Origin of the sequence: Kitasatospora sp. NPDC057940 (genome assembly GCF_042887425.1) — a bacterium.
Classification (GTDB): Bacteria; Actinomycetota; Actinomycetes; order Streptomycetales; family Streptomycetaceae; genus Kitasatospora.
Genome location: NZ_JBHVPH010000013.1, coordinates 179,743 through 197,898, shown reverse-complemented (window position 1 = coordinate 197,898; position 18,156 = coordinate 179,743). Strand labels below are relative to the sequence as shown.

General features: G+C 73.6%; 23 protein-coding genes. 10 read left to right on the top strand and 13 right to left on the bottom strand.

Annotated elements, in window-relative coordinates; genetic code table 11:
* Nucleotides 1-790: 790 nt before the first annotated feature.
* The 5 genes from ACFVTF_RS21475 to ACFVTF_RS21455 form a co-directional block, all read right to left on the bottom strand.
* Entirely contained in the window at nt 791-994 is a 204-nt protein-coding gene (locus ACFVTF_RS21475; RefSeq protein WP_387815570.1) for a DUF397 domain-containing protein, read from the bottom strand.
* A gap of 39 nt (nt 995-1,033) precedes the next feature.
* Nucleotides 1,034-1,579, bottom strand: a complete 546-nt coding sequence (locus tag ACFVTF_RS21470) for a GNAT family N-acetyltransferase (RefSeq protein ID WP_387815568.1) — start codon at nt 1,577-1,579, stop codon at nt 1,034-1,036.
* Between the two features lie 75 nt (nt 1,580-1,654).
* Entirely contained in the window at nt 1,655-1,861 is a 207-nt protein-coding gene (locus tag ACFVTF_RS21465; RefSeq protein ID WP_387815566.1) for a DUF397 domain-containing protein, read from the bottom strand.
* 70 nt (nt 1,862-1,931) lie between these two features.
* A complete protein-coding gene (locus ACFVTF_RS21460; protein WP_371515372.1) occupies nt 1,932-2,141 on the bottom strand; it encodes a DUF397 domain-containing protein in 210 nt (69 codons plus the stop codon).
* Nucleotides 2,142-2,165: 24 nt separating this feature from the next.
* Complete coding sequence (locus ACFVTF_RS21455; RefSeq protein WP_387815563.1) at nt 2,166-3,029, bottom strand: helix-turn-helix domain-containing protein; 864 nt, start codon at nt 3,027-3,029, stop codon at nt 2,166-2,168.
* A gap of 252 nt (nt 3,030-3,281) precedes the next feature.
* On the opposite strand from ACFVTF_RS21455, the gene ACFVTF_RS21450 reads away from it, so the two are divergent.
* The 3 genes from ACFVTF_RS21450 to ACFVTF_RS21440 are packed head-to-tail and all read left to right on the top strand — an operon-like array spanning nt 3,282 to nt 4,269.
* Nucleotides 3,282-3,722, top strand: a complete 441-nt coding sequence (locus tag ACFVTF_RS21450) for an ATP-binding protein (protein WP_387815561.1) — start codon at nt 3,282-3,284, stop codon at nt 3,720-3,722.
* Nucleotides 3,719-4,075: a hypothetical protein gene (locus ACFVTF_RS21445; RefSeq protein ID WP_387815559.1), complete on the top strand. Its 357-nt coding sequence runs from the start codon at nt 3,719-3,721 to the stop codon at nt 4,073-4,075. Before ACFVTF_RS21450 ends, ACFVTF_RS21445 begins: the two co-directional genes overlap by 4 nt.
* The gene (locus ACFVTF_RS21440; RefSeq protein WP_387815557.1) at nt 4,072-4,269 is read left to right on the top strand and encodes a hypothetical protein; all 198 of its coding nucleotides are present in this window, start codon (nt 4,072-4,074) and stop codon (nt 4,267-4,269) included. Before ACFVTF_RS21445 ends, ACFVTF_RS21440 begins: the two co-directional genes overlap by 4 nt.
* Before the next feature lie 312 nt (nt 4,270-4,581).
* Here the strand turns inward: ACFVTF_RS21440 and ACFVTF_RS21435 are convergent, their stop codons facing one another.
* A complete protein-coding gene (locus tag ACFVTF_RS21435) occupies nt 4,582-5,103 on the bottom strand; it encodes a GNAT family N-acetyltransferase (protein ID WP_371515367.1) in 522 nt (173 codons plus the stop codon).
* Nucleotides 5,104-5,311: 208 nt separating this feature from the next.
* Between ACFVTF_RS21435 and ACFVTF_RS21430 the strand changes: the two genes are divergently transcribed.
* On the top strand, nt 5,312-5,854 hold the full coding sequence (locus tag ACFVTF_RS21430; protein ID WP_387815555.1) for a hypothetical protein: 543 nt from the start codon (nt 5,312-5,314) through the stop codon (nt 5,852-5,854).
* Nucleotides 5,855-6,012: 158 nt separating this feature from the next.
* Here ACFVTF_RS21430 and ACFVTF_RS21425 read toward each other — a convergent pair whose 3' ends face one another.
* On the bottom strand, nt 6,013-6,555 hold the full coding sequence (locus tag ACFVTF_RS21425) for a DUF1707 domain-containing protein (protein ID WP_371515364.1): 543 nt from the start codon (nt 6,553-6,555) through the stop codon (nt 6,013-6,015).
* Between the two features lie 140 nt (nt 6,556-6,695).
* Here ACFVTF_RS21425 and ACFVTF_RS21420 point away from each other — a divergent pair, with 140 nt between their 5' ends.
* Together ACFVTF_RS21420 and ACFVTF_RS21415 are read left to right on the top strand one after the other, a co-directional pair.
* Nucleotides 6,696-7,007, top strand: a complete 312-nt coding sequence (locus ACFVTF_RS21420; RefSeq protein WP_063352995.1) for a helix-turn-helix transcriptional regulator — start codon at nt 6,696-6,698, stop codon at nt 7,005-7,007.
* Nucleotides 7,008-7,177: 170 nt separating this feature from the next.
* Nucleotides 7,178-8,434 (top strand): MFS transporter, encoded by a 1,257-nt coding sequence (locus tag ACFVTF_RS21415; RefSeq protein WP_387815552.1) that lies wholly within the window; start codon nt 7,178-7,180, stop codon nt 8,432-8,434.
* Nucleotides 8,435-8,565: 131 nt separating this feature from the next.
* Here the strand turns inward: ACFVTF_RS21415 and ACFVTF_RS21410 are convergent, their stop codons facing one another.
* From ACFVTF_RS21410 to ACFVTF_RS21395, 4 genes are all read right to left on the bottom strand, one after another.
* Nucleotides 8,566-9,051 carry a DUF6879 family protein gene (locus tag ACFVTF_RS21410; protein ID WP_387815610.1) on the bottom strand — a complete coding sequence of 162 codons (486 nt, stop codon included), beginning with the start codon at nt 9,049-9,051 and terminating at the stop codon, nt 8,566-8,568.
* Nucleotides 9,052-9,182: 131 nt separating this feature from the next.
* Nucleotides 9,183-9,371 (bottom strand): hypothetical protein, encoded by a 189-nt coding sequence (locus ACFVTF_RS21405; protein WP_387815550.1) that lies wholly within the window; start codon nt 9,369-9,371, stop codon nt 9,183-9,185.
* Between the two features lie 123 nt (nt 9,372-9,494).
* Nucleotides 9,495-10,331 (bottom strand): helix-turn-helix domain-containing protein, encoded by an 837-nt coding sequence (locus ACFVTF_RS21400; protein ID WP_387815548.1) that lies wholly within the window; start codon nt 10,329-10,331, stop codon nt 9,495-9,497.
* Nucleotides 10,328-11,083 (bottom strand): DUF6879 family protein, encoded by a 756-nt coding sequence (locus ACFVTF_RS21395; RefSeq protein ID WP_387815546.1) that lies wholly within the window; start codon nt 11,081-11,083, stop codon nt 10,328-10,330. Before ACFVTF_RS21395 ends, ACFVTF_RS21400 begins: the two co-directional genes overlap by 4 nt.
* Nucleotides 11,084-11,422: 339 nt before the next feature.
* On the opposite strand from ACFVTF_RS21395, the gene ACFVTF_RS21390 reads away from it, so the two are divergent.
* Nucleotides 11,423-12,418, top strand: a complete 996-nt coding sequence (locus tag ACFVTF_RS21390) for a zinc-dependent alcohol dehydrogenase family protein (protein WP_387815544.1) — start codon at nt 11,423-11,425, stop codon at nt 12,416-12,418.
* A gap of 111 nt (nt 12,419-12,529) precedes the next feature.
* Here ACFVTF_RS21390 and ACFVTF_RS21385 read toward each other — a convergent pair whose 3' ends face one another.
* Together ACFVTF_RS21385 and ACFVTF_RS21380 are read right to left on the bottom strand one after the other, a co-directional pair.
* Entirely contained in the window at nt 12,530-12,877 is a 348-nt protein-coding gene (locus tag ACFVTF_RS21385; RefSeq protein ID WP_350886075.1) for a helix-turn-helix transcriptional regulator, read from the bottom strand.
* Between the two features lie 298 nt (nt 12,878-13,175).
* Nucleotides 13,176-14,048 (bottom strand): BTAD domain-containing putative transcriptional regulator, encoded by an 873-nt coding sequence (locus ACFVTF_RS21380; RefSeq protein WP_371515356.1) that lies wholly within the window; start codon nt 14,046-14,048, stop codon nt 13,176-13,178.
* 598 nt (nt 14,049-14,646) lie between these two features.
* Here ACFVTF_RS21380 and ACFVTF_RS21375 point away from each other — a divergent pair.
* The 3 genes from ACFVTF_RS21375 (at nt 14,647) to ACFVTF_RS21365 (ending at nt 18,150) form a co-directional block, all read left to right on the top strand.
* Nucleotides 14,647-15,858, top strand: coding sequence for an aminotransferase class I/II-fold pyridoxal phosphate-dependent enzyme (locus tag ACFVTF_RS21375; protein ID WP_063352988.1), 1,212 nt, complete (start codon nt 14,647-14,649; stop codon nt 15,856-15,858).
* Nucleotides 15,859-15,994: 136 nt separating this feature from the next.
* Nucleotides 15,995-17,233, top strand: coding sequence for a beta-ketoacyl-[acyl-carrier-protein] synthase family protein (locus ACFVTF_RS21370; RefSeq protein WP_387815541.1), 1,239 nt, complete (start codon nt 15,995-15,997; stop codon nt 17,231-17,233).
* The gene (locus ACFVTF_RS21365; protein WP_387815539.1) at nt 17,230-18,150 is read left to right on the top strand and encodes a MaoC family dehydratase; all 921 of its coding nucleotides are present in this window, start codon (nt 17,230-17,232) and stop codon (nt 18,148-18,150) included. The genes ACFVTF_RS21370 and ACFVTF_RS21365 overlap by 4 nt, the downstream gene beginning before the upstream one ends.
* Nucleotides 18,151-18,156: the final 6 nt, after the last annotated feature.

Genomic DNA, 18,156 nt, shown 5'->3' with positions numbered 1-18,156 from the left:
TGTTTCCCACAACCTCTCTGGGTTTCAAACCATCCGTTTTTTGGGGGGGGGGGGGGGGGGGGGGGGGGGGGGGGGGGGGGCCCGGGGGCGGCCCCCCCCCCCCACGCCGACGCGTCCGCTGCTGGGGGTGCGGTCCGGGGCGAACCGTTCCTGCGGCCCCGTTGCTCACCGCAAGGGGCCTTCGGCGCAACAAGGTTGGCCGTCCCGGCTGTCTCCCGCACCTGTGCGGGGAGGTCGTGGCCACCGTGGTGCGGGTCGGGCCGGCGGGGCGGGGCGTCGGGCCGGACGGCATTCCCGTGGTGCTGCGGTTGTACGGACCTGTCCACGGCCTTCCGCCGGACGGCGGCGCGGCCTGTTCCGACGGCTTTCCGATCTTTCTCGTGCTCGCTGTTCTGTTCGGCCTGGCGGTCCTGCTGGCCGAGGCGGTGCGGCGGGTGCGCGGGACGCCTCGCTACCGGCTGGGCGTCGAGGTCGGCGGGCCGCAGCCGCGCAGCCTCCTGCTCGATCTCAAGCACCGGGCGCAGGCGCAGGATTGCCGCCGGAGCCGGGCTGTCGGCGTCGGCGGGCACGGCGGGGGAGCGGTGCCCCCGCACCCCGCAGGGCGGCGGGGGCGGACTGAAGCGCGAGAAGTCGGCCGGTCCGACTTCCTGTGCGGAACCACCGGTTTGCTGCGGGCCCGCGCCCTGCCGGGTCCCCTGTTCGGCTCCCGCTCAGAGGCCTGGTGGATCCGCTGGGGCGGGCTCTTGGCGCTCGCGGTGCGTTGCAGGCGGTGGCGGGGGTGGTTGGAGGGTCAGGCGGTGGGGAAGTCGCCGGCCTTGATTCCGGTGAGGAAGTCGGACCAGGCGTCGGAGGAGAAAGCGAGCACGGGCCCGTCGGGGTCTTTGGAGTCGCGGACGGCCATGCCGTCAGCGACGATGTTCCCCGCCTCGACGCACTCGTTCGCCTGTGCGCTGTAGCTGCTCTTGCGCCACCGTGTCTGGTCGTTCGCGTGCACGGTTGTCTCCCTTGGCCGCAGGGTGTTGTGAACGAGACGCTATGCCAAGGGGGTTGGCTTTCGGTACAGCATCGCGATCAGCGGCGGCGCGTCCGGGTGGGGGCGGACCTCGTTGACGTCCTCGTAGCCCCACGCCCTGTACAGCGCGTGCACCTTGCCGTCCCCGGCGGCGGGGTTGACCATGAGCGTGGCCCGCTCCTCGGGTCGGGCGGCGAGGAGCGCGTCGTGGATGCGGCGGGCGACGCCGGTGCCGCGCCACGGGGTGCGCACACCCAGTTCCTTGAGGGCGAACACCGGCGCGGTGGTCAGGTGGTGGGGCATCGGGCGGGCCATGCGGGTCCACCAGCGGTCGGCCGCCTCGACGGTGTTGCCGTAGGCGTAGCCGACGGGCACGGTACCGGCGTAGCCGATGACGGCCTCGAAGCCGGGCTCACCGCCGTGGCGCTGCAGGCGTCCGGTGAAGGTGGGCAGGGCGTAGTTGGGCAGATGCAGCAGCGGGGCGCGCACATCGGCGTACAGGGCGGCCAGTTCATGGCGGACCGCGTCGGCGAGTTCGCGGTGGTGGCGCAGTTCGATCTCGGTCATGCCGCCGTCCTCGGGGAGTCCGCGAAATGCCCGGGTCCCCTGCCGCAGTGGCATGGACCCGGGCCTGTCAAACCGTCAGATCTGGCCGAACTCGCCGCTGCGTACGGCCGTCACGAAGGACTGCCAGGCATCAGGGGAGAAGGCCAGCCGGGGGCCGTCGGGGTCCTTGGAGTCCCGGACGCGGCCCGGGTGTGCGTCGTCGACCTCGACGCAGACACCGCCGTCGTTGTTGCTGTGGCTACTCTTGCGCCAGGAGGCGGGGTTCTGGGTGGTGCTGGTCACGGGCGATCCTCCGCAAGCTGGGTTGCGTTGTTGCCGGGTGGTCCTTCGCTCCGACGGGGTGGTTGGAGGGTCAGGCGGTGGGGAGGCCGTCGGCCTTGATCCCGGTGACGAAGGCGGTCCAGGCGTCGGCGGGGAAGACCAGTGCGGGGCCGTCGGGGTCCTTGGAGTCGCGGACGGCCATGCCGCCGCCGACGACGCGCCCCGCCTCCACACACTCGTTCGCCTGTGCGCTGTAGCTGCTCTTGTACCAGCCCCGAGCGGAGATCTTCGGCTTGGTCATGCGCTCACCCTCTTGTCTGATCTCTTAACTCGCTGTCTCTGCCGCGATTGCGGTGATCATATCCAGCGACTGGGCGGGGTTCAGGGCTGACGATCGCAGGTCCTCGAAGACGAGCCCGTAGCCGTCGAGTTCCGCCTCTCGTTCCAGGTAATGGCTGCTCGTCAGATTCTCCAGGAACACCGCTCCCGAGGTGGGGGAGCCGGTGAATCCGTACATCACGAATGCCCCACAGGCGCCAGCGGTCGGACCGATGTCGAGCGGAACCACTTGCAGGGTGACGTTGGGGAGTTGTGCCGCTTCGACGAGGTAGTCCAGTTGCGCGCGGTGTGCATCGGCGCCGCCCACCGGGCATCGGAGGGCCGGCTCCCAGACGATCGCGCAGAGTCGGGCCGGATCGGGCTTGGTCAGAACCTCCTTGCGTTCCATCCGGAGCTTGACCAACTGGTCGATGCGTTCCGGGCGGACAACAGCCGGGTTGGCCTGAAGCAGGGCGCGGGTGTAGTCCTCGGTCTGCAACAGGCCTGGCAGGACCAGCGGCTGCCAGTTTCGGATGTAGCGAGCGTCTGCTTCCAGATCGAGGAAGTCCACATAGGCGGGCGGGATCGTATCGCCGTGGTCGTGCCACCAGCCGCGCTTCTTGCTGTCGCGGGCCAGCGCCTCAAGGGAATTGCGGTCCCTCGGCTCCGTGACGCCATACAGGTCCATCAGGACGCCGAGGTCCAGCCGGCGGATCCCGACCGCGCCGGTCTCTATCCGGCTGATCTTCGCGCGCGAGCACGCGAGCGCGGATGCGGCGTCCTCGGTGGTCTTGTTCGCTGATTCCCGGAGCCGACGGAGCTCCGACCCCAGGCGGCGGCCGCGGACGGTCGGCCTCGGTTCGTCGGTCATGCGCGATTCCTCCCTTGAACTGCCCAGTCTGCCCCGTGACGGACCGTCGGGGCCACGCGCCTCGCAAATCTGCATGGTTGCAGTTGTTCTTGTTGCAGACAGCATTGGTGCAGTGGCATGCTACAGGGAGTAGTCCATGAAAAACACAGTGTGATCTTGATGGGTCGTCACCCGGGCATCCCCATGCCCGCAGACCGTCCTCGGGCCTTGCCCCACGCGCCCGGATCACCACGCCGCCGAGGAGGCGTCGCCATGTCCGAAACGCTGAAGATCCCGCCCTCCGCCGTGGGGGAGTACTCCTGCTGGCTGTCGCGCCACCAGAAGTCCGTGCCCACCGCGCGGGGGCTGCTGCGAGGCTTCCTCTCCGACCACCAAGGGGGTGAACTGTTCCGCGACTACTCCGGGTTGGTGCTCGGCGCACTCGTCGCCAACGCCGTCCAGCACGCCCGCACCCCGTCCGACCGGCTGCTGTTCGTGCGCTTCGCCCTCTCCTCCGACGACCTGCGGATCGAGGTCCACGACGCCGACTCCCGGCCGCCCGTGCTGCGCCGCGTCAACGGGGACCAGGAATGCGGGCGGGGGCTGTGGCTGGTGTCCGAACTCGCCCTCCAGTGGGGCTGCCGCCCCCGCGCGGGCGGAGTCGGCAAAGCGGTCTGGGCGGTCCTCGGACCCCAGAACGGCGCCGCCGCGTGACCACCACCCCGCCCCGCGACTACCCGCACCCGGTCACCGTCGAGATCGGCGGCGTCACCAGGACCGCCACCTTCACCCGGCTCGCCGACGCCCTGACGGCCGTGCGCACCGCCCTGGCCCGCCTCCCCCTCGACGACGACCACGCCGCCTACCTCGCCGACCTGTTCGCCCCCGAATCCACCGCCCGCATCGCCCGCCGGCTGACCGACTTCGGCGCGCTGCGCACGATCGCCTTCGTCGGCACCCACGCCCACCCCATCCACCTGCGCCCCGCAGACGGAGCCGACGACACCGAAAGCCCTGACGGCACCGGCAGCACCGCAGGCGCCGACGACTTCCCGGATCCGGCGTGAGGCGCAGCTGCGCCCGGGTCGTGAGGTGGTGGTGCCTGCACGGCCAGTTCTCCCTGCCCGTACGGGCGTTGAGCCCCGGGCGCCGCGCCGCCCACGCCGGGATGCGGCACTGGGCGGCCGCCCCCGGCAGTGCCGAGGCCCTGCTGCGGGCCGTCGCCGACCGCGCCCGCCAGACGCCCTCGCGCCGGCCGTAACAGTGCTCGACGTGACGAGGCTTCGGCTCTCGGACCGTGGCCTCGTTTCTCGAAGTGGCCGGTACGGGAACGGTGTTGGCGTCGGCAGCGCCAGCGGGACCCGCAGGACCAGCGGGACCAGTGCGGGATGTGGGCCGGTTCTGCGGCGAACGGGCCGGGTGCGGCGGGCGATCAGCCGGCGGATCCCGGGGAGGTCGGGCGGGATCAGGCCCGGCGTCCGAGCGGGCCCGGCCCCGCCCGGTCGCGTACCCGAGGAAGGCACCGACCCGGTGTCCGGCCGGCGCCGCCGCCCGCATCATGCGCGTCCTGGGATCAGCTGTCGCGCACCGGCGCATCCTCGACCTCGGTGCGGTAGACGCGCAGGCCCCGGCGCCGGTAGTTGACGAGCGCGCTCGGGTGGTCCTCGGAGTCGGTGTGCAGCCACACCCTGCGGACGGCCTGCGCCTGCGGGAGTTCGGTTCCCCAGGCCTGCTCCAGCGCCAGCGTGAGGGCGTGCCCGCCGAGCCCGCGGCCGACGTACTCGGGCAGCAGCCCGAAGGTGCGGACCTCGACGTCCCCGCCGGGCTGGGGCTCCAGCGCGACGACCCCGGCCGTCTCGCCCGCCAGCTCGATCAGCCAGTACTGGCAGCGCGGGTGCGCTGCCGCCAGCTCCTCCCACTGCTGCTCGGAGCGCGTCGAACTGCGCCACCCGTACGCCGCACCGACCCGGGCCATCACCGAGCGCACCAGCGCCGACAGCCCCTCCTGCCGCCGAAGCCCCACCTGCGGCACGACCCGCCCGGGCCGCAGCTCCCCGCGGCTGGTCATCTCCAGATACGTCACAGTCCGTCCCATCCCGGCACGCTACCGTGCGCCTCCGACACCGGCCGCGCCGGCCGGACGGCACCACGCGGCCCCAGGCCGCGGGGCTTCGCGCCCAGACCGTCAACTCGACCGCGCGAAAGGCAGGGTGGGCGCACCGGCGGCCGTCGGAGGCGGGGGGCGCCGAGCCGGGGCGGCCCCGGGCGGGTGCCTCGGGGGCGGGGGTGGCATCGTGGGCGGTGTGATCGACGGAGACTCGCGGACGGCGGCGGGGGCGCTCGCGCGCCAGGGGCGCTTGGTGCTGGGCGAGGTGGCGTGCCGCTACCGGGTGGGGGAGGTCGACGCGGCGCAGCTGCCGATGATCGCGGCCGAGGCGCTCGCGGCCGGGCTGGACGGGCCGACGCTGTGCGAGCTGGCCGGCCGGCCGCGCAACGCGGACGGCCAGGAGCTCCGCGACGAGTTCGAGCGGGCGCTGGCCGAGTGCGGGATCGCGCTGCCGGACCTCGCCCTGGCCGGCCGGCACGCCCTGCGGCGGACGGCGGCGCGGTTCCTGGCCGGGGAGGTCCCGCTCGCCGACCTGGGCTTGGAGGACCTGGGCTGGGACGACCTGGGGGAGACCGGGGCCCAGACGGCGCAGGAGCGTGCGTTCGTGCGGCTGATCCCGCAGTGCACCTGCTGCCTCGCGTACACGCTGGGGCTCGACCAGCAGGCGGAGTGGGAGGCCGAACTGCGGGCGGCCGCGCTCGCCCTGGTCTCGTCCACGCCGGCCGAACCCGGCTGCTGACCCCGCGCGCGGCGGCGCCCGCGACCCCGCGGCCCGGCTAGCGCCCTTCCCGCGCTGCCGCGGGGCGGAGAGCGGGATCGATCCCCGGATATGACGAACCGTCAATTATGCTTTAGCCAAAGGAATTTAAAGAATTCGCCAGCCCCGGGGGAGGGGCCTCAGCGCCGCGCGTGGCGGATCTTCAGCCGTCCGAATCCGGTGGTCCCGGAGATCCGGATGGTGGGGCCGCCGGGCGTGGGGTGCCGCGGGGGCTTGTAGCGGGCCTCCTTCCAGCCGGCGTGCATGCCCTCGATGTCGACGACCGCGTCGTGGGGCACCGTGATCCTGGCGCCGCCGGTGCCGAGCTGCAGTTCGATGTCGACGACCGGGTGCTCGAAGACCGCCCGGGACAGGTCCAGGCGCACCCTGCCGAGCGCGGAGGCGACCTTGAGGGTCCGGGGCACCCGCCAGGCGCCGCTGCGCCGGATGCGTCCCGTGGCGGCGCCGATCGTCACCTCGGCGCCCGCGCCCGGCTCGGGGAGCGAGGCCAGGGACCGTGCGAGTGCGCCCTGCGTCCTGGCGGTGAGCGCCTGGTGGAGGCGTTCGTCCATCTCCTCGTGGGAGATGCGCCCTTGGCTGTACGCCTCCTGTAGGCGCTGCACGGCCGTGTCGCGGTCGTCGTCGCCGGCCAGGGGCGAGAGGTCTTCCGGCAGCGAGGTCACCGCCACACCCTAGCGCCGCGAACCCGCCAAGGCCCCGGGCGGGAGGGGCCCGCCCCGCGCCGGCCCCGGTTGACACGCTTCTTCACATCTAGAATATTGGATACGTCATCTGGTCGAGGCTCGGGCGAAGGGAGCGCGCGGTGGATCCGCTGGCCGTCCACAAGGCGCTCGCCAACCCGGCGCGGGCGGACTTCCTGCGCTGGCTCAAGACGCCCGAGCGCTACTTCGACGAGGACTACTACCGCGAACGCGGCGTGGGCTTCCACATCGGCGTGTGCGTGACGGACATCCGGGAGAAGTCCGGGCTCGCCCAGTCCGTCGTCTCCGGCTACCTGCAGATCCTGCGCGACGCCGGACTGCTGGTGTCCGAACGCGTCGGCAAGTGGACCTTCTACCGCCGCGACGAGGAGACGATCGCCGCGTTCGCCGCCTACGCCCGCGACGAACTCTGACGCTCCGCCCCCTCAGGGGCGCACCCCACCGCCCCCGCCCGGGGCGGCCCGGGCTGCGCCCTTCCTTTTCGCCCCATTCCATCTAACTATCTAGATTTGTAGCCCCGTACGTGGGGGGGCGGGTGCCGTGCGCCCGCACACCCCGCGCACCGGGCGGACGGAGGCACCACATGGGAAAGACCGGCCCCGCCGTCCTGACGCTCTCCCTGGGAGTGTTCGGGATCATCACCACCGAGATGGGCGTCGTCGGCGTCCTGCCCCGCATCTCCGAGGACCTCGGCGTCACCCCCTCCGCCGCCGGCTGGCTGGTGGGCGTCTTCGCCCTCGTGGTCGCCGCCACCGGACCGTTCGGCACCCTGCTGGCCTCCGGCCTGCGCCGCAAGGCCGTCCTGGCGAGCGCACTGGCCGTCTTCGCGCTCTCCAACGCCGTGTACGCGCTCACCGACGACTTCGCCGTGATGTTCGCCTTCCGGATCCTGCCCGCGCTCTTCCACCCCGTCTTCTTCGCCGTCGCCCTCACCACCGCCGCCAACCTGGTCCCCGCCCACCGCGCCACCCGGGCGGCCACCACCGTCTTCGCCGGCGTCACCGTCGGCTTCGCCTTCGGCGTACCGCTCACCTCCTACCTCGCCGAACACGCGGGCCTGGCCGCCGCGTTCTGGTTCGGCGCCGGCGTCAACCTGCTGGCCTGCCTGGGCGTCCTGCTCCTCCTGCCCGCCACCCCCGCCGCGCCCACCACCCCCGCAGCATCCGCAGCGCCCGCCGGTCGGCGCCCCTCCTACCGGGGCCAGCTGGCCATCCTGCGCCGGGGCCGCCTGTGGCTGTCGGTCCTCGCCGTCGTGTGCGTGTTCGCCGCGATGTTCTCCGTCTACGGCTACTTCGCCGAATACCTGGAACGCGTCACCGGCCTGAGCGCCTCCCTGGTGGGCGCCGCGCTGATGGCCTTCGGGATCGTCATGGTCCTCGGCAACCTCCTCTTCGGCCGCCTCCTCGAACGCGACCTGCCGCGCACCGTCACCGCCTTCCCCGCCCTCTACGTCCTCCTCTACGCCCTCCTCTACGCGATCGGCCCCTGGCCCGCGCCGATGACCGCCGGCGTCCTGCTCTGGGGCGCGGTGCACTCCGGCGGACTCGTCGTCAGCCAGAGCTGGCTGGCCCGCGACGCCCAGGACGCACCCGAGTTCGGCAACAGCCTGTTCATCTCCTTCTCCAACCTGGGCATCACCGTCGGCAGTGCGGTGGGCGGCCTCGTCGTCTCCACCGCCGGCGCCCGCCACCTGCCCTGGGCCGGAGCGGGCTTCGCCCTCGCCGCCCTGGCCGCCGTCCTCCTGCGCCGCCGCCTGGGCCCCGCCACCCCGGCCGCCACCCCGGCCGCCGCCGTCGTCCCGGCGCCGCGGGCGCAGGACGCACCGCCCGCCGCCGTCTGACGCCTCCCGTATCAGTCCAGGCAGGCCAAGGCGCCCGCCACGAGCGAGCGCGCTGCCGCGCCCCGCACCGCCCCTGCGGGCCTGCTGAACGCTCGCAGAGGGGCGGTGCGGGCGCGCAGGCCCGGCCTTCGTCAGATGTCGTACAGGTGGTGCGGGACCGCTCGCTCCCAGACCGCTTCGAACGCGGTGGCGCACAGCTCGACGGTCTGCGGGTCCTCGGTGATCTCGTCCTCGACCACCGCGCCGTCGCCGGAGAAGTGGTGCACCCGGAGCAGCGCGCCGTCGAACAGCCAGAAGTCGTTGCCCGGCAGGGGGATGCCCGTGGCCCGTCGCCGGGGCAGCCAGCGGACCTCCTCACCCGCCGTGACGTTGGCGTGGGTGACGTAGTGCTCCCACCGGACGTACGCGGACACGGGCTCGGAGACGACCCGGGCCCGGCGCACGGCCACACCCCGGGCCACCGTGTCCGTGATCAGCTGGTCGTAGGGATGCCACCAGGACGCGCGGTCCTGCCAGTCGATCCGCTCGCCGCGCCGCCATGCCTCGAACCGCTCGGTCGGGGCATAGGAGTCCCGCAGCTCCAGATGGACGGCGGAGCGCCGGCACCGCCCGAGCAGCTCGGCGAAGTCGGGCCCGCTCGACGGCGCTCGCGTTCCTCCGGGGACGGCCTGGACGGCCGGACCGCTCGCCGGGGCCCGGCGGGGCCGCCCCGCCTCCCGGCGGCCGGGGGCCCCTTGCGGTGCCGCGCTCACGTGTCCAGGGCTTTGCGGATCAGGGCGGCGAGCGCGGCGGCCTCGGCCTCCTTGAGGTGTCCCAGGGCCACCCAGGAGAAGCTGGATCCCGCGAACACCTCCGGGCCGCCGCGGACGAGGGTGGAGATCCCGGCGGCGCGCAGTGCTTCCCGCAGATCGTTCGCCGCCGACTCCTCGGCGCTCACCCGTTGCGACTGTCCAGTCGGCTCAAGACCCGCCATGTGCCACTCCCTTGACCGGTGGGGGTTCCGTCACCACGAAGGTAGGGGCGGCGGCCGGAACCGGGCGCCGGTGATTCCCGGTGATTCTCACAGCAGCGACCGGCGGGCCCGGGAAATCACCCGATGGGCTGACGGTCCGTAGACGGCGCTCTCCGCCAGGGCCTCCCACGCCCGGACGTGAAGCGCGACGTCCGCCGGATCGTCCAGCCACATCTCCGCGTGCCAGGACTCGGTGATGACCAACGCGCCGTCGTGGATGGAGAATCCGACTCCCGCGGGCACTCTGAGATCGGCATCGAACGGCACGATCCCGAGCCGGACGTTGCCCCGGGCCAGCCAGGGGGCCAGGGACTCCAGCTGGTCCGCCAGTACGGCCGGCGGGCAGAGCCGGGAGACGAGGGCGCCTTCCCACACCAGGAAGTGGAACGACCGCGACCGGTCGTCGAGAGCCCTCTGGCGTTCCATGCGGGTTGCCGTCGCGGCCTCCACGTCGCGGATCGACGGATGGACCCTGGTGTACCGGGTGAGGACCGCTCGCGCGTACTCGGCGGTCTGGAGCAGGCCGGGAACCAGGGTCGGGTCGAATGACCGCCGGTCGCCGGTCCGCTTCCCCTGCGCGGCGTGCGCCTCCTGTACCGGCCGGACACCGCCGGCGAGTTGGCGCCGCCACGACCGGTACTGGGTCTCCACCGTCCGCAGCCGGCCCACCAGTTCGGCGCCGGCTTCGGGCCGGCCGACGGCCTCGGCCCAGGCGACCACATCGGCCCCGGTGGGCGACTGCCTGCCGTTCTCCAGCTTGCTGACCTTGGACTGGGGCCAGCCCAGCCGCACGGCCAAGGCGCGTCCGGACAACCCGCACTCGGTGCGCAGTTCACGCATCCGGGCACCAAGAGCAGACCGCGCCTGCTGATAGTCGGTGCTCACATGCCGGAAGGTACCTGAGCCCGGAACTGCGCGTAGGGCCTCGCGTGGTGCCAGGCGGCATCACGCACCTGGCAGGCACGGAGGACTTCCAGCGGGTCGGTGACCAACTCCATTCCCACGGTGCGCTCCCCCTCGAAGTGGAAGCGCGCGACCGTGCGGGAGCCGAAGAGCCAGAAGTCCGACAGCCCGGCCAGCCCGGCCGCCTCGGCCTCCGAGCGCCACATGCACCGGATGTCCTCACCGGCCGCCACGTTGGTCCGGGCGCACGCCAGCAGGTACCGCTGCCCCTCGGTCGGCGGATCGTCCACCAGGCGCACCCGCTCGAACCTCTTGCCCTTGCCGACCATGCGGCGCACGTTCTCGAACCAGGGGTGCCCGACCTCCCCGGCGCTGTCCCCCGTCCGAAGGAACTCGGCGTAGGAGGGCATCTGCTTGTCGGAGAGGTATCCCGCCCTTGTCTCCAACCGCCACGCGGTGTGCTCGAACCCGTCGTTGATGAACTCGGTGATCCGCTGCTGCGGTACGAACTCCGGCACCGGCGTCGACTCCTTCGGAGCGAACCGCACCAGCAGCTCGCGGGGCACGACTACGAAGCCCTCATCGTCCTTCACGTGCATGAGTTGCGCCACGTCCTCGGGGTCCGTCACGGCATACCCCTGCACGACCACCTCGCCGGTGTCCACGTCCTCGTACAGCGTCGGGCAGTCGCCGACACCCGAGGTGCTACCGATGACGCGCAGCCGCCTTGCCATGGCTGTTCCTCTCGACGGCGGACAGGAAGGTCCTCCCATGATCGGCCCCAACCGGCGCTCCGGAAGGGGCGATTCTCGATGATTCTCATGACGATCCGACGCGGGCGCGGTGACGCCCGCCCGCCGCCGCGCCGGGTCCCCGCCCGCCCCCGCAGCCCCGTATCTGACGCGAGGTCAACTCACCGGCAACGCCCGCCGACCGCCCACTATTCCGAGGCCGGTCGAAGTTTGACAGTTCCCCGCGCACCGGGTTACGTAAGTGGCCGCACCACACGCCGCACCGCACACCGCACCGCACGCCGCACCGCCATCGGCCCGCCGCAGCAGGGGAGTTGCACCATGTCCAGGACCGTCGTCTTCGACCGCACCGGAGGACCGGAGGTCCTGACCGTGCGAGCCGCCCCCGTACCCGTGCCCGGCCCCGGCGAACTGCTCATCCGCGTCACCGCGATCGGCCTCAACCGCGCCGAGGCCCTCTTCCGCGCCGGCACCTACCTCGACGAGCCCAGGCTGCCCGCCACCCCCGGCTACGAGGCCGCCGGCACCGTGGAAGCCCTCGGCGAGGGCGTCACCGGCTTCGCCGCCGGCGACCGGGTCGACACCGTCCCCGCCTTCTCCCAGAACGACTACGGCGTCTACCGCACCCACGCCCTCGTGCCCGCCCGCGCCGTCGTCCACCACCCGGCCGGCCTCACCGACGTCCAGGGCACGGCCGTGTGGATGCCCTACCTGACCGCCTACGGCGCCCTCGCCGAGGACGGCCACCTGCGCCCCGGCGACCACGTCCTGCTCACCGCCGCCGCCTCCGGCACCGGCCTGGCCGCCATCCGCACCGCCCGCCGCCTGGGCGCCGTCCCCATCGCCACCACCCGCACCCGCGCCAAGAAGCAGCAACTCCTGGACGCCGGCGCCGCCGACGTCGTCATCACCGGCGAGGAGGACCTGGTGGCCCGCGTGGACGCCATCACCGCCGGCGCCGGCGTGCGCACCGTCTTCGACCCCGTCGCCGGCCCCGGCGTCCTCACCCTCGCCCGCACCCTCGCCCCCGGCGGCCGCCTGATCGTCTACGGCCGCCTCGACCCCCGCGACACCCCCCTGCCCGGCCAGGACACCTTCGCCCCCGTCACCAGCCGCTTCTACTCGATGCACGAGGTGACCCGCGACGACGAACGGCTGCGCCGCGCCCAGGCCTTCGTCACCGCCGGGCTCGCGGACGGCTCCTTCGCCCCCGCCGTCGACCGGGTCTTCGAGGGCCTCGACGAGATCGCCGAGGCCCACCGCTACCTGGAGGCCGGCACCCAGGTCGGCAAGATCGTCCTCACCGTCCGGAACTGACCTCACCAGGACCGACCCCGCCGGAACCGGCCCCACCAGGACCGGCCACGCCAGGACCGACCCCGCCAGGACCGGCCACGGCCGGCCCGCTCGCCCGGAGCGGGCCGGCCGTCAGGGCGCCGTGCGGGCCTCGGCGTCGGCGGCGGCCACCACCGCCGACAGCAGGCCCGGGAAACGGCCCTCCAGCTCCTCGGCGCGCAGCGAGTTCATCTTGGTGGTGCCCACGTAGTACTGGTGCAGCAGTCCGGCCTGGCGCAGCACGTTGAAGTGGTGCGTCGAGGTGGAGCGGGAGACCGGAAGGTCAAAGGAGCCGCAGCTCAGCGCGGCGCCCGCGTGGGCCAGCCGGCGCACCACCGATCTGCGGGCAGGGTCCGCCAGTGCCTCCAACACCTGCTGGACGCTGAGGTCCTCCACACCAGGGTGCACGATCACCCGCGCCGCCACGCGTGCCCGTCCCACACCCACCACCCCTTCCCAACGCTCGACCCCCGTCCCGGTTCGGTAAAAGCCGCGCGGCGTGCGCGACTTCGCGCCTCGACGCTACTACGAGCGCGCCGTGCGCCACGCCCACCGCAACACCTCCGCAACACACGCGCGCCCGCCCCGGCGCGCCCGCGACCCCCGCGCCCCCGCCCGCCCCCGTGCGCGCACGCGGGCGGGCGGCCCCCAACGCCGGGGGCCGCCCGCCACGACGACAAGCCGTCAGACCACGCGCACCGACAAGCCGTCAGGCCGCACCGCACGCACCGACAAGCCGTCAGGCCGCGCGCACCGGCGGCCCGGCCGGACGCGCCAGCCGGGCCAGGGCCAGCGGCTCGAAGATCCCCATCAGCACCGGGTCCACCGGCCGCACCGCCGCCGCGGCGGGCGCGACCGGGGCGGGGGAGCGCAGCAGCGCCAGGTAGAGCTCCTGCGTCTCGGCGGCCGGGTCGATGCCCAGCTCCTCCGCCAGCACCTGGCGCAGCTGCTGGTAACAGCGCAGCGCCTCGGCCCGGTTGCCGGCCGCGGCCAGCGCCTCCATCCGGCAGCGGTAGGCGCTCTCACGGAACGGGGCGCGGCGCACCGCCTCGTCGGCCCAGCGCAGCGCGTGGTGCTCCTCGCCCAGCGCCGACGCCGACAGGCTCGCCGTCTCCAGCGCGGACATCCGCAACTCCTCCACGTGCTCGCGCACCCCGCCCGCCCACTCGCCCTCGTGGTCGGGCAGGAACGCGCCGCGCAGATTGGCGATCGCCCCCGCGGCCAACTGCTGCGCCACCGCGTAGGAGCGGGCCGCGTACGCCTCCCCGGCCTCCCCGACCGCGCTGGCGGCGGCCTCCAGGTCCACCGCCGCGTCCGCGGGCAGCCGCAGGACGTAGCGCCCGCCCTGGGCGATCAGCGGGGTGGCGCCCGGGCCCTGGCCGGGGGAGGCGACGAACGCCCGCACCCGCGAGACCACGCTGCGCAGCGCGGAGGCCCACGTGTCGGGCAGCCCGTCGGGCCAGATGGTGTCGGCCAGCTGGTCGCGGCTGGTGCCGGCGGAGCGCTCCAGGACCAGGCGGGCGAACGCCACCTGGGCCTGGGCGCTGGACAGGTGCTGCGGGGCGCCGTGGTCGTGCTCGATCGTCACGAGTCCTGTCAGGCGGATCAGCATGAGAATTCCCCCGATCTGCCGGACGGACTGTCTTCCCGGAAGCCGTTCAACGTGCTCCAACCCCCTTGAGCCAAAGCGGAGCCGACGGCCCGTGACGCCGGGCCGACGGCGTGGGAAACCTGGACCGGAAATGCCGCCGACCAGCCGTTCGGTTTCGGCGGATTTCGACCATACATTCGGCGCATCACACGGTGTCAACACTGGTCGACAAAACATACCCACCAGCCGGTCCATGCGTCGTGGACGCAGGGTTTCTGCACGTCAGAGCGTTACCGCAGGCCGGGAACACGGCTATTGCGGACGCCTTGCGCATCCTGCCGTAGAAATGTAGTCATCCTTGAGCACCCCGCGTGAAGGCTTCGAGAAACACCACCCCACCCCCTGCGCCGGGCACCACCCGTAAAAGCCCCGGGACTATCCCGGGAGGAAACCCCAGCACCACCACCCGCCCCCGCGCCGGGAAATACCGAAAACAATCCTGAACAAGCCGACGACGAACCGCCGAACAGCCGACGGACAACCGGCGGCAAACCGACGGCAAACCGCACGGCAAGACCGCCGCGCGCCCGCCGCGCCCCGCCGAGAAGGAGACCCGCACGTGAACGCCACCGGAGCATGGGACCGCCTGGAGCCGAAGCTCGCCGCCACCCTGGACCGCGTGGCCGCGCTGGAGTCCGACCCCTCACGCCGCAACAGCTTCGTCGCCTACACCATGGAACGCGACAGCGCCTACTGCGACCTGGACGGCGAGCGCCTGCTCATGATGTCCGGCTACAGCTACCTGGGCCTGGCCGGAGACGAACGCGTCGTGGCCGCCGCCAAGGCCGCCGTCGACGTCTACGGCACCGGCAACCACGGCGTGCGCGCCCTGGCCGGCACCATCCCGCTGCACGAGGAACTGGAAGCCGAGGTCGCCCGCTTCGCCCGCCGCGAACGCGCCCAGGTCTTCGGCTCCGGCTACGCCGCCAACGTCGGCACCGTCGGCGCCCTGGTCGGCCAGGGCGACACCGTCCTGATCGACAAGTACGACCACGCCAGCATCGTCGACGGCTGCCGCCTCTCCGGCGCCACCGTCACCCGCTTCCGCCACAACGACGTCGACCACCTGGAACGCCGCCTCAAGGCCGCCTCCCCGACCGGCGTGCGCCTGGTCATCGTCGACAGCGTCTACTCCATGGACGGCGACATCGCCCCGCTGCCCGAACTGCGCGCGGTCTGCGACGCCCACGACGCCCTCCTGATGGTCGACGAGGCCCACGCCCTGGGCGTCATCGGCGAGACCGGCGGCGGCATCGAGGAGCACTTCGGCTACCGCCACCGCGTCGACATCAAACTCGGCACCCTCTCCAAGGCCATCCCCTCCATGGGCGGCTGGGTCGCCGGCAGCCACGAACTGATCGGCCACCTGCGCTACGCCGCCCGCCCGTTCCTGTTCTCCGCCGCCCTCGGCCCCGCCCAGACCGGCGCCGCCCTGGAGTCCCTGCGGATCCTGCGCCGCGAACCCGAGCGCGTCACCCACATCCAGGTCCAGGCCGAGCGCCTGCGCCGGCGCCTCAACGACGCCGGCATCTCCACCATGGACTCCGCCACCGCCGTCCTGCCCGTCATCGCCGGCTCCGACGACGCCGCCTACGACTACGCCACCGCCTGCCGCAAGGCCGGCGTCATCGGCCTGCCCGTCGTCACCCCCGCCGTGCCCAACGACCTGGCCCGGCTGCGGATCGCCGTCACCGCCCGCCACACCGCCGCCGACATCGACTTCGCCGCCGACGCCTTCCTGACCGCCGCCGCCCAGACCGGCCTCATCTGACCGAGCCGGCCCCCGCCCCCGCGCCGGCCACACCCCGGCCAGGCCCCCGGCACCCGCCGGTCCCGCGCCGGCCACCCCCCGGCCCGCCCGCGCCGGCCCCCAACGCCGGCCCCCAACGCCCGGAAAGGACAAGACCATGGCAGCCCGCCCCACCCGGCCCCCCATCGCCGTCACCGGCCTGGGCGTCGTCAGCCCCGCCGGCCACACCCCGGACGCGTTCTGGCACACCGTCAGCACCGGCACCCCCACCGCCACCGCCCTCACCGACACCGCCCTGGCCCGCCACCGGGTCCGCCTGGGCTGCCGCGTCACCGACCTGCCCGCCAACGGCCCCGTCCCCGCCAAGGACGCCCGCCGCCTCGACCCCTTCGCCCACTACGGCACCCTCGCCGCCCTCGCCGCCCACCAGGACGCCGGCGCCCCCGAACCCGACCCCGGCCGCAGCGCCATCGTCGTCGGCAACGCGGTCGGCGGCCGCACCACCAGCGACCGCGAATCCGCCCTCTTCACCACCGCCGGACCCCTGCGCGTCAGCCCCCTGATGCCCCTGGTCACCATGCCCAACGCCGCCGCCGCCCAGATCGCCATGCGCCTGGCCTGGACCGGCCCCGCCCTGACCATCGCCACCACCTGCGCCTCCAGCGCCGACGCCATCGGCCACGCCGCCCTCCTCCTGGAAACCGGCCGCGCCGACATCGTCATCGCCGGCGGCTGCGAAGCCACCCTCACCCCCGTCACCCTCGCCGCGTTCGGCAACCTCGGCGCCCACTCCCAGCGCAACGACGACCCCACCCGCGCCAGCCGACCCTTCGACACCGACCGCGACGGCTTCGTCATGGGCGAAGGCGCCGGCTTCCTCGTCCTCGAACGCCTCGCCGACGCCCGCGCCCGCCACCGCACCCCCTACGCCCTCCTCGCCGGCTACGGCTCCAGCGCCGACGCCTACCACCTCTCCAACCCCCGCCCCGACGGCGCCGGCGCCGTCACCGCCATGCGCGCCGCCCTCACCGACGCCGGCCTCACCCCCGCCGACATCGCCCACGTCAACGCCCACGGCACCTCCACCGTGCACAACGACCGCGCCGAAGCCGCCGCGCTGCGCACCGTCTTCGGCCCGCACGGCGTGCCCGTCACCTCCACCAAGGGCTCCATCGGCCACCTCATCGGCGCCGCCGGCGCCGTCGAGCTGATCGCCGCCGTGCAGGCCATGAACAGCCGCCTCGCCCCTCCCACCGCCAACCACGAGCACACCGAACAGGGCCTGGACCTCGACGTCGTCCACGGCACCGCCCGCCCCATCCGCGCGGGCGCGGCCCTGTCCAACTCGTTCGGCTTCGGCGGCCACAACTCGACCCTGGTGGTGACCCCGCTATGACCACGACACCCGCGACCACACCCGCGACCGCGACCACACCGGCGACCACACCCGCGACCGCGACCACACCCGCGACCGCGCCCGGGCCCGCGACCACGCCCGCCCACCGCACCGCCCGCACCAGCACCACCGTGACCGCCGACGCCCTGGCCGCCTACCGCACCGCCGCCCGCACCGGCCTGCCCCCCGCCCCGGACGCAGCCGCCGCCCCCGCCCACCCCTTCGTCCTCGCCCACACCCTCGCCCAGCACACCGTCACCACCCTGACCACGGGCGATCCCGGCTTCACCGGCGTGGTCCACCTCGCCCAGGAGATCCACACCCACCACCCCCTCACCGCCGGCACCCACGTCGACATCGACGTCACCGTCACCGCCGCCCGCCGCGAAGCCCGCGGCACCCGCCTGGCCCTCACCACCCACCTCACCGACGGCACCCGCACCCTGGCCCGCCTCACCACCTCCGCCCTGCTGGTCGGCGCCACCACCATCGAACCCTTCGGCACCCTCACCCCCGCCGCCCACCCCGGCACCACCCCCGACACCGAACCCCTCACCCTCACCCACACCCTCACCCCCGCCGACGTCACCGCCTACGCCCACGCCGCCGGCGACCTCAACCCCCTGCACCTCGACGACGCCGCCGCCCGCGCCGCCGGATTCCCCGCCGCCATCGCCCACGGCATGCACCTGGTCGCCCTCGCCACCGAGGAGATCACCGACCGCCACGCCGACGGCGACCCCACCCGCCTCACCGCCCTGGGCGCCCGCTTCGCCGCCCCCACCACCCCCGGCACCCCGCTGCGCCTGACCCTGCAGCCCTACGACCAGGGCACGGTGGTGCGCTTCACCGTCGCCACCCAGGACGGCACCGCCGTCAAGGCCGGCTGGGCCGCCCTCACCCCGGCGGGGGAGTGAGACCCC

Bases quoted from the DNA above. Each gene is read 5' to 3' on its own strand.
- ACFVTF_RS21370 (WP_387815541.1), top strand. From the start codon at position 15,995: ATGGCAGCCCGCCCCACCCGGCCCCCCATCGCCGTCACCGGCCTGGGC.
- ACFVTF_RS21395 (WP_387815546.1), bottom strand. From the start codon at position 11,083: ATGGCAAGGCGGCTGCGCGTCATCGGTAGCACCTCGGGTGTCGGCGAC.
- ACFVTF_RS21470 (WP_387815568.1), bottom strand. From the start codon at position 1,579: ATGACCGAGATCGAACTGCGCCACCACCGCGAACTCGCCGACGCGGTC.
- ACFVTF_RS21455 (WP_387815563.1), bottom strand. From the start codon at position 3,029: ATGACCGACGAACCGAGGCCGACCGTCCGCGGCCGCCGCCTGGGGTCG.
- ACFVTF_RS21415 (WP_387815552.1), top strand. From the start codon at position 7,178: ATGGGAAAGACCGGCCCCGCCGTCCTGACGCTCTCCCTGGGAGTGTTC.
- ACFVTF_RS21380 (WP_371515356.1), bottom strand. From the start codon at position 14,048: ATGCTGATCCGCCTGACAGGACTCGTGACGATCGAGCACGACCACGGC.
- ACFVTF_RS21435 (WP_371515367.1), bottom strand. From the start codon at position 5,103: ATGGGACGGACTGTGACGTATCTGGAGATGACCAGCCGCGGGGAGCTG.
- ACFVTF_RS21365 (WP_387815539.1), top strand. From the start codon at position 17,230: ATGACCACGACACCCGCGACCACACCCGCGACCGCGACCACACCGGCG.
- ACFVTF_RS21450 (WP_387815561.1), top strand. From the start codon at position 3,282: ATGTCCGAAACGCTGAAGATCCCGCCCTCCGCCGTGGGGGAGTACTCC.
- ACFVTF_RS21390 (WP_387815544.1), top strand. From the start codon at position 11,423: ATGTCCAGGACCGTCGTCTTCGACCGCACCGGAGGACCGGAGGTCCTG.
- ACFVTF_RS21460 (WP_371515372.1), bottom strand. From the start codon at position 2,141: ATGACCAAGCCGAAGATCTCCGCTCGGGGCTGGTACAAGAGCAGCTAC.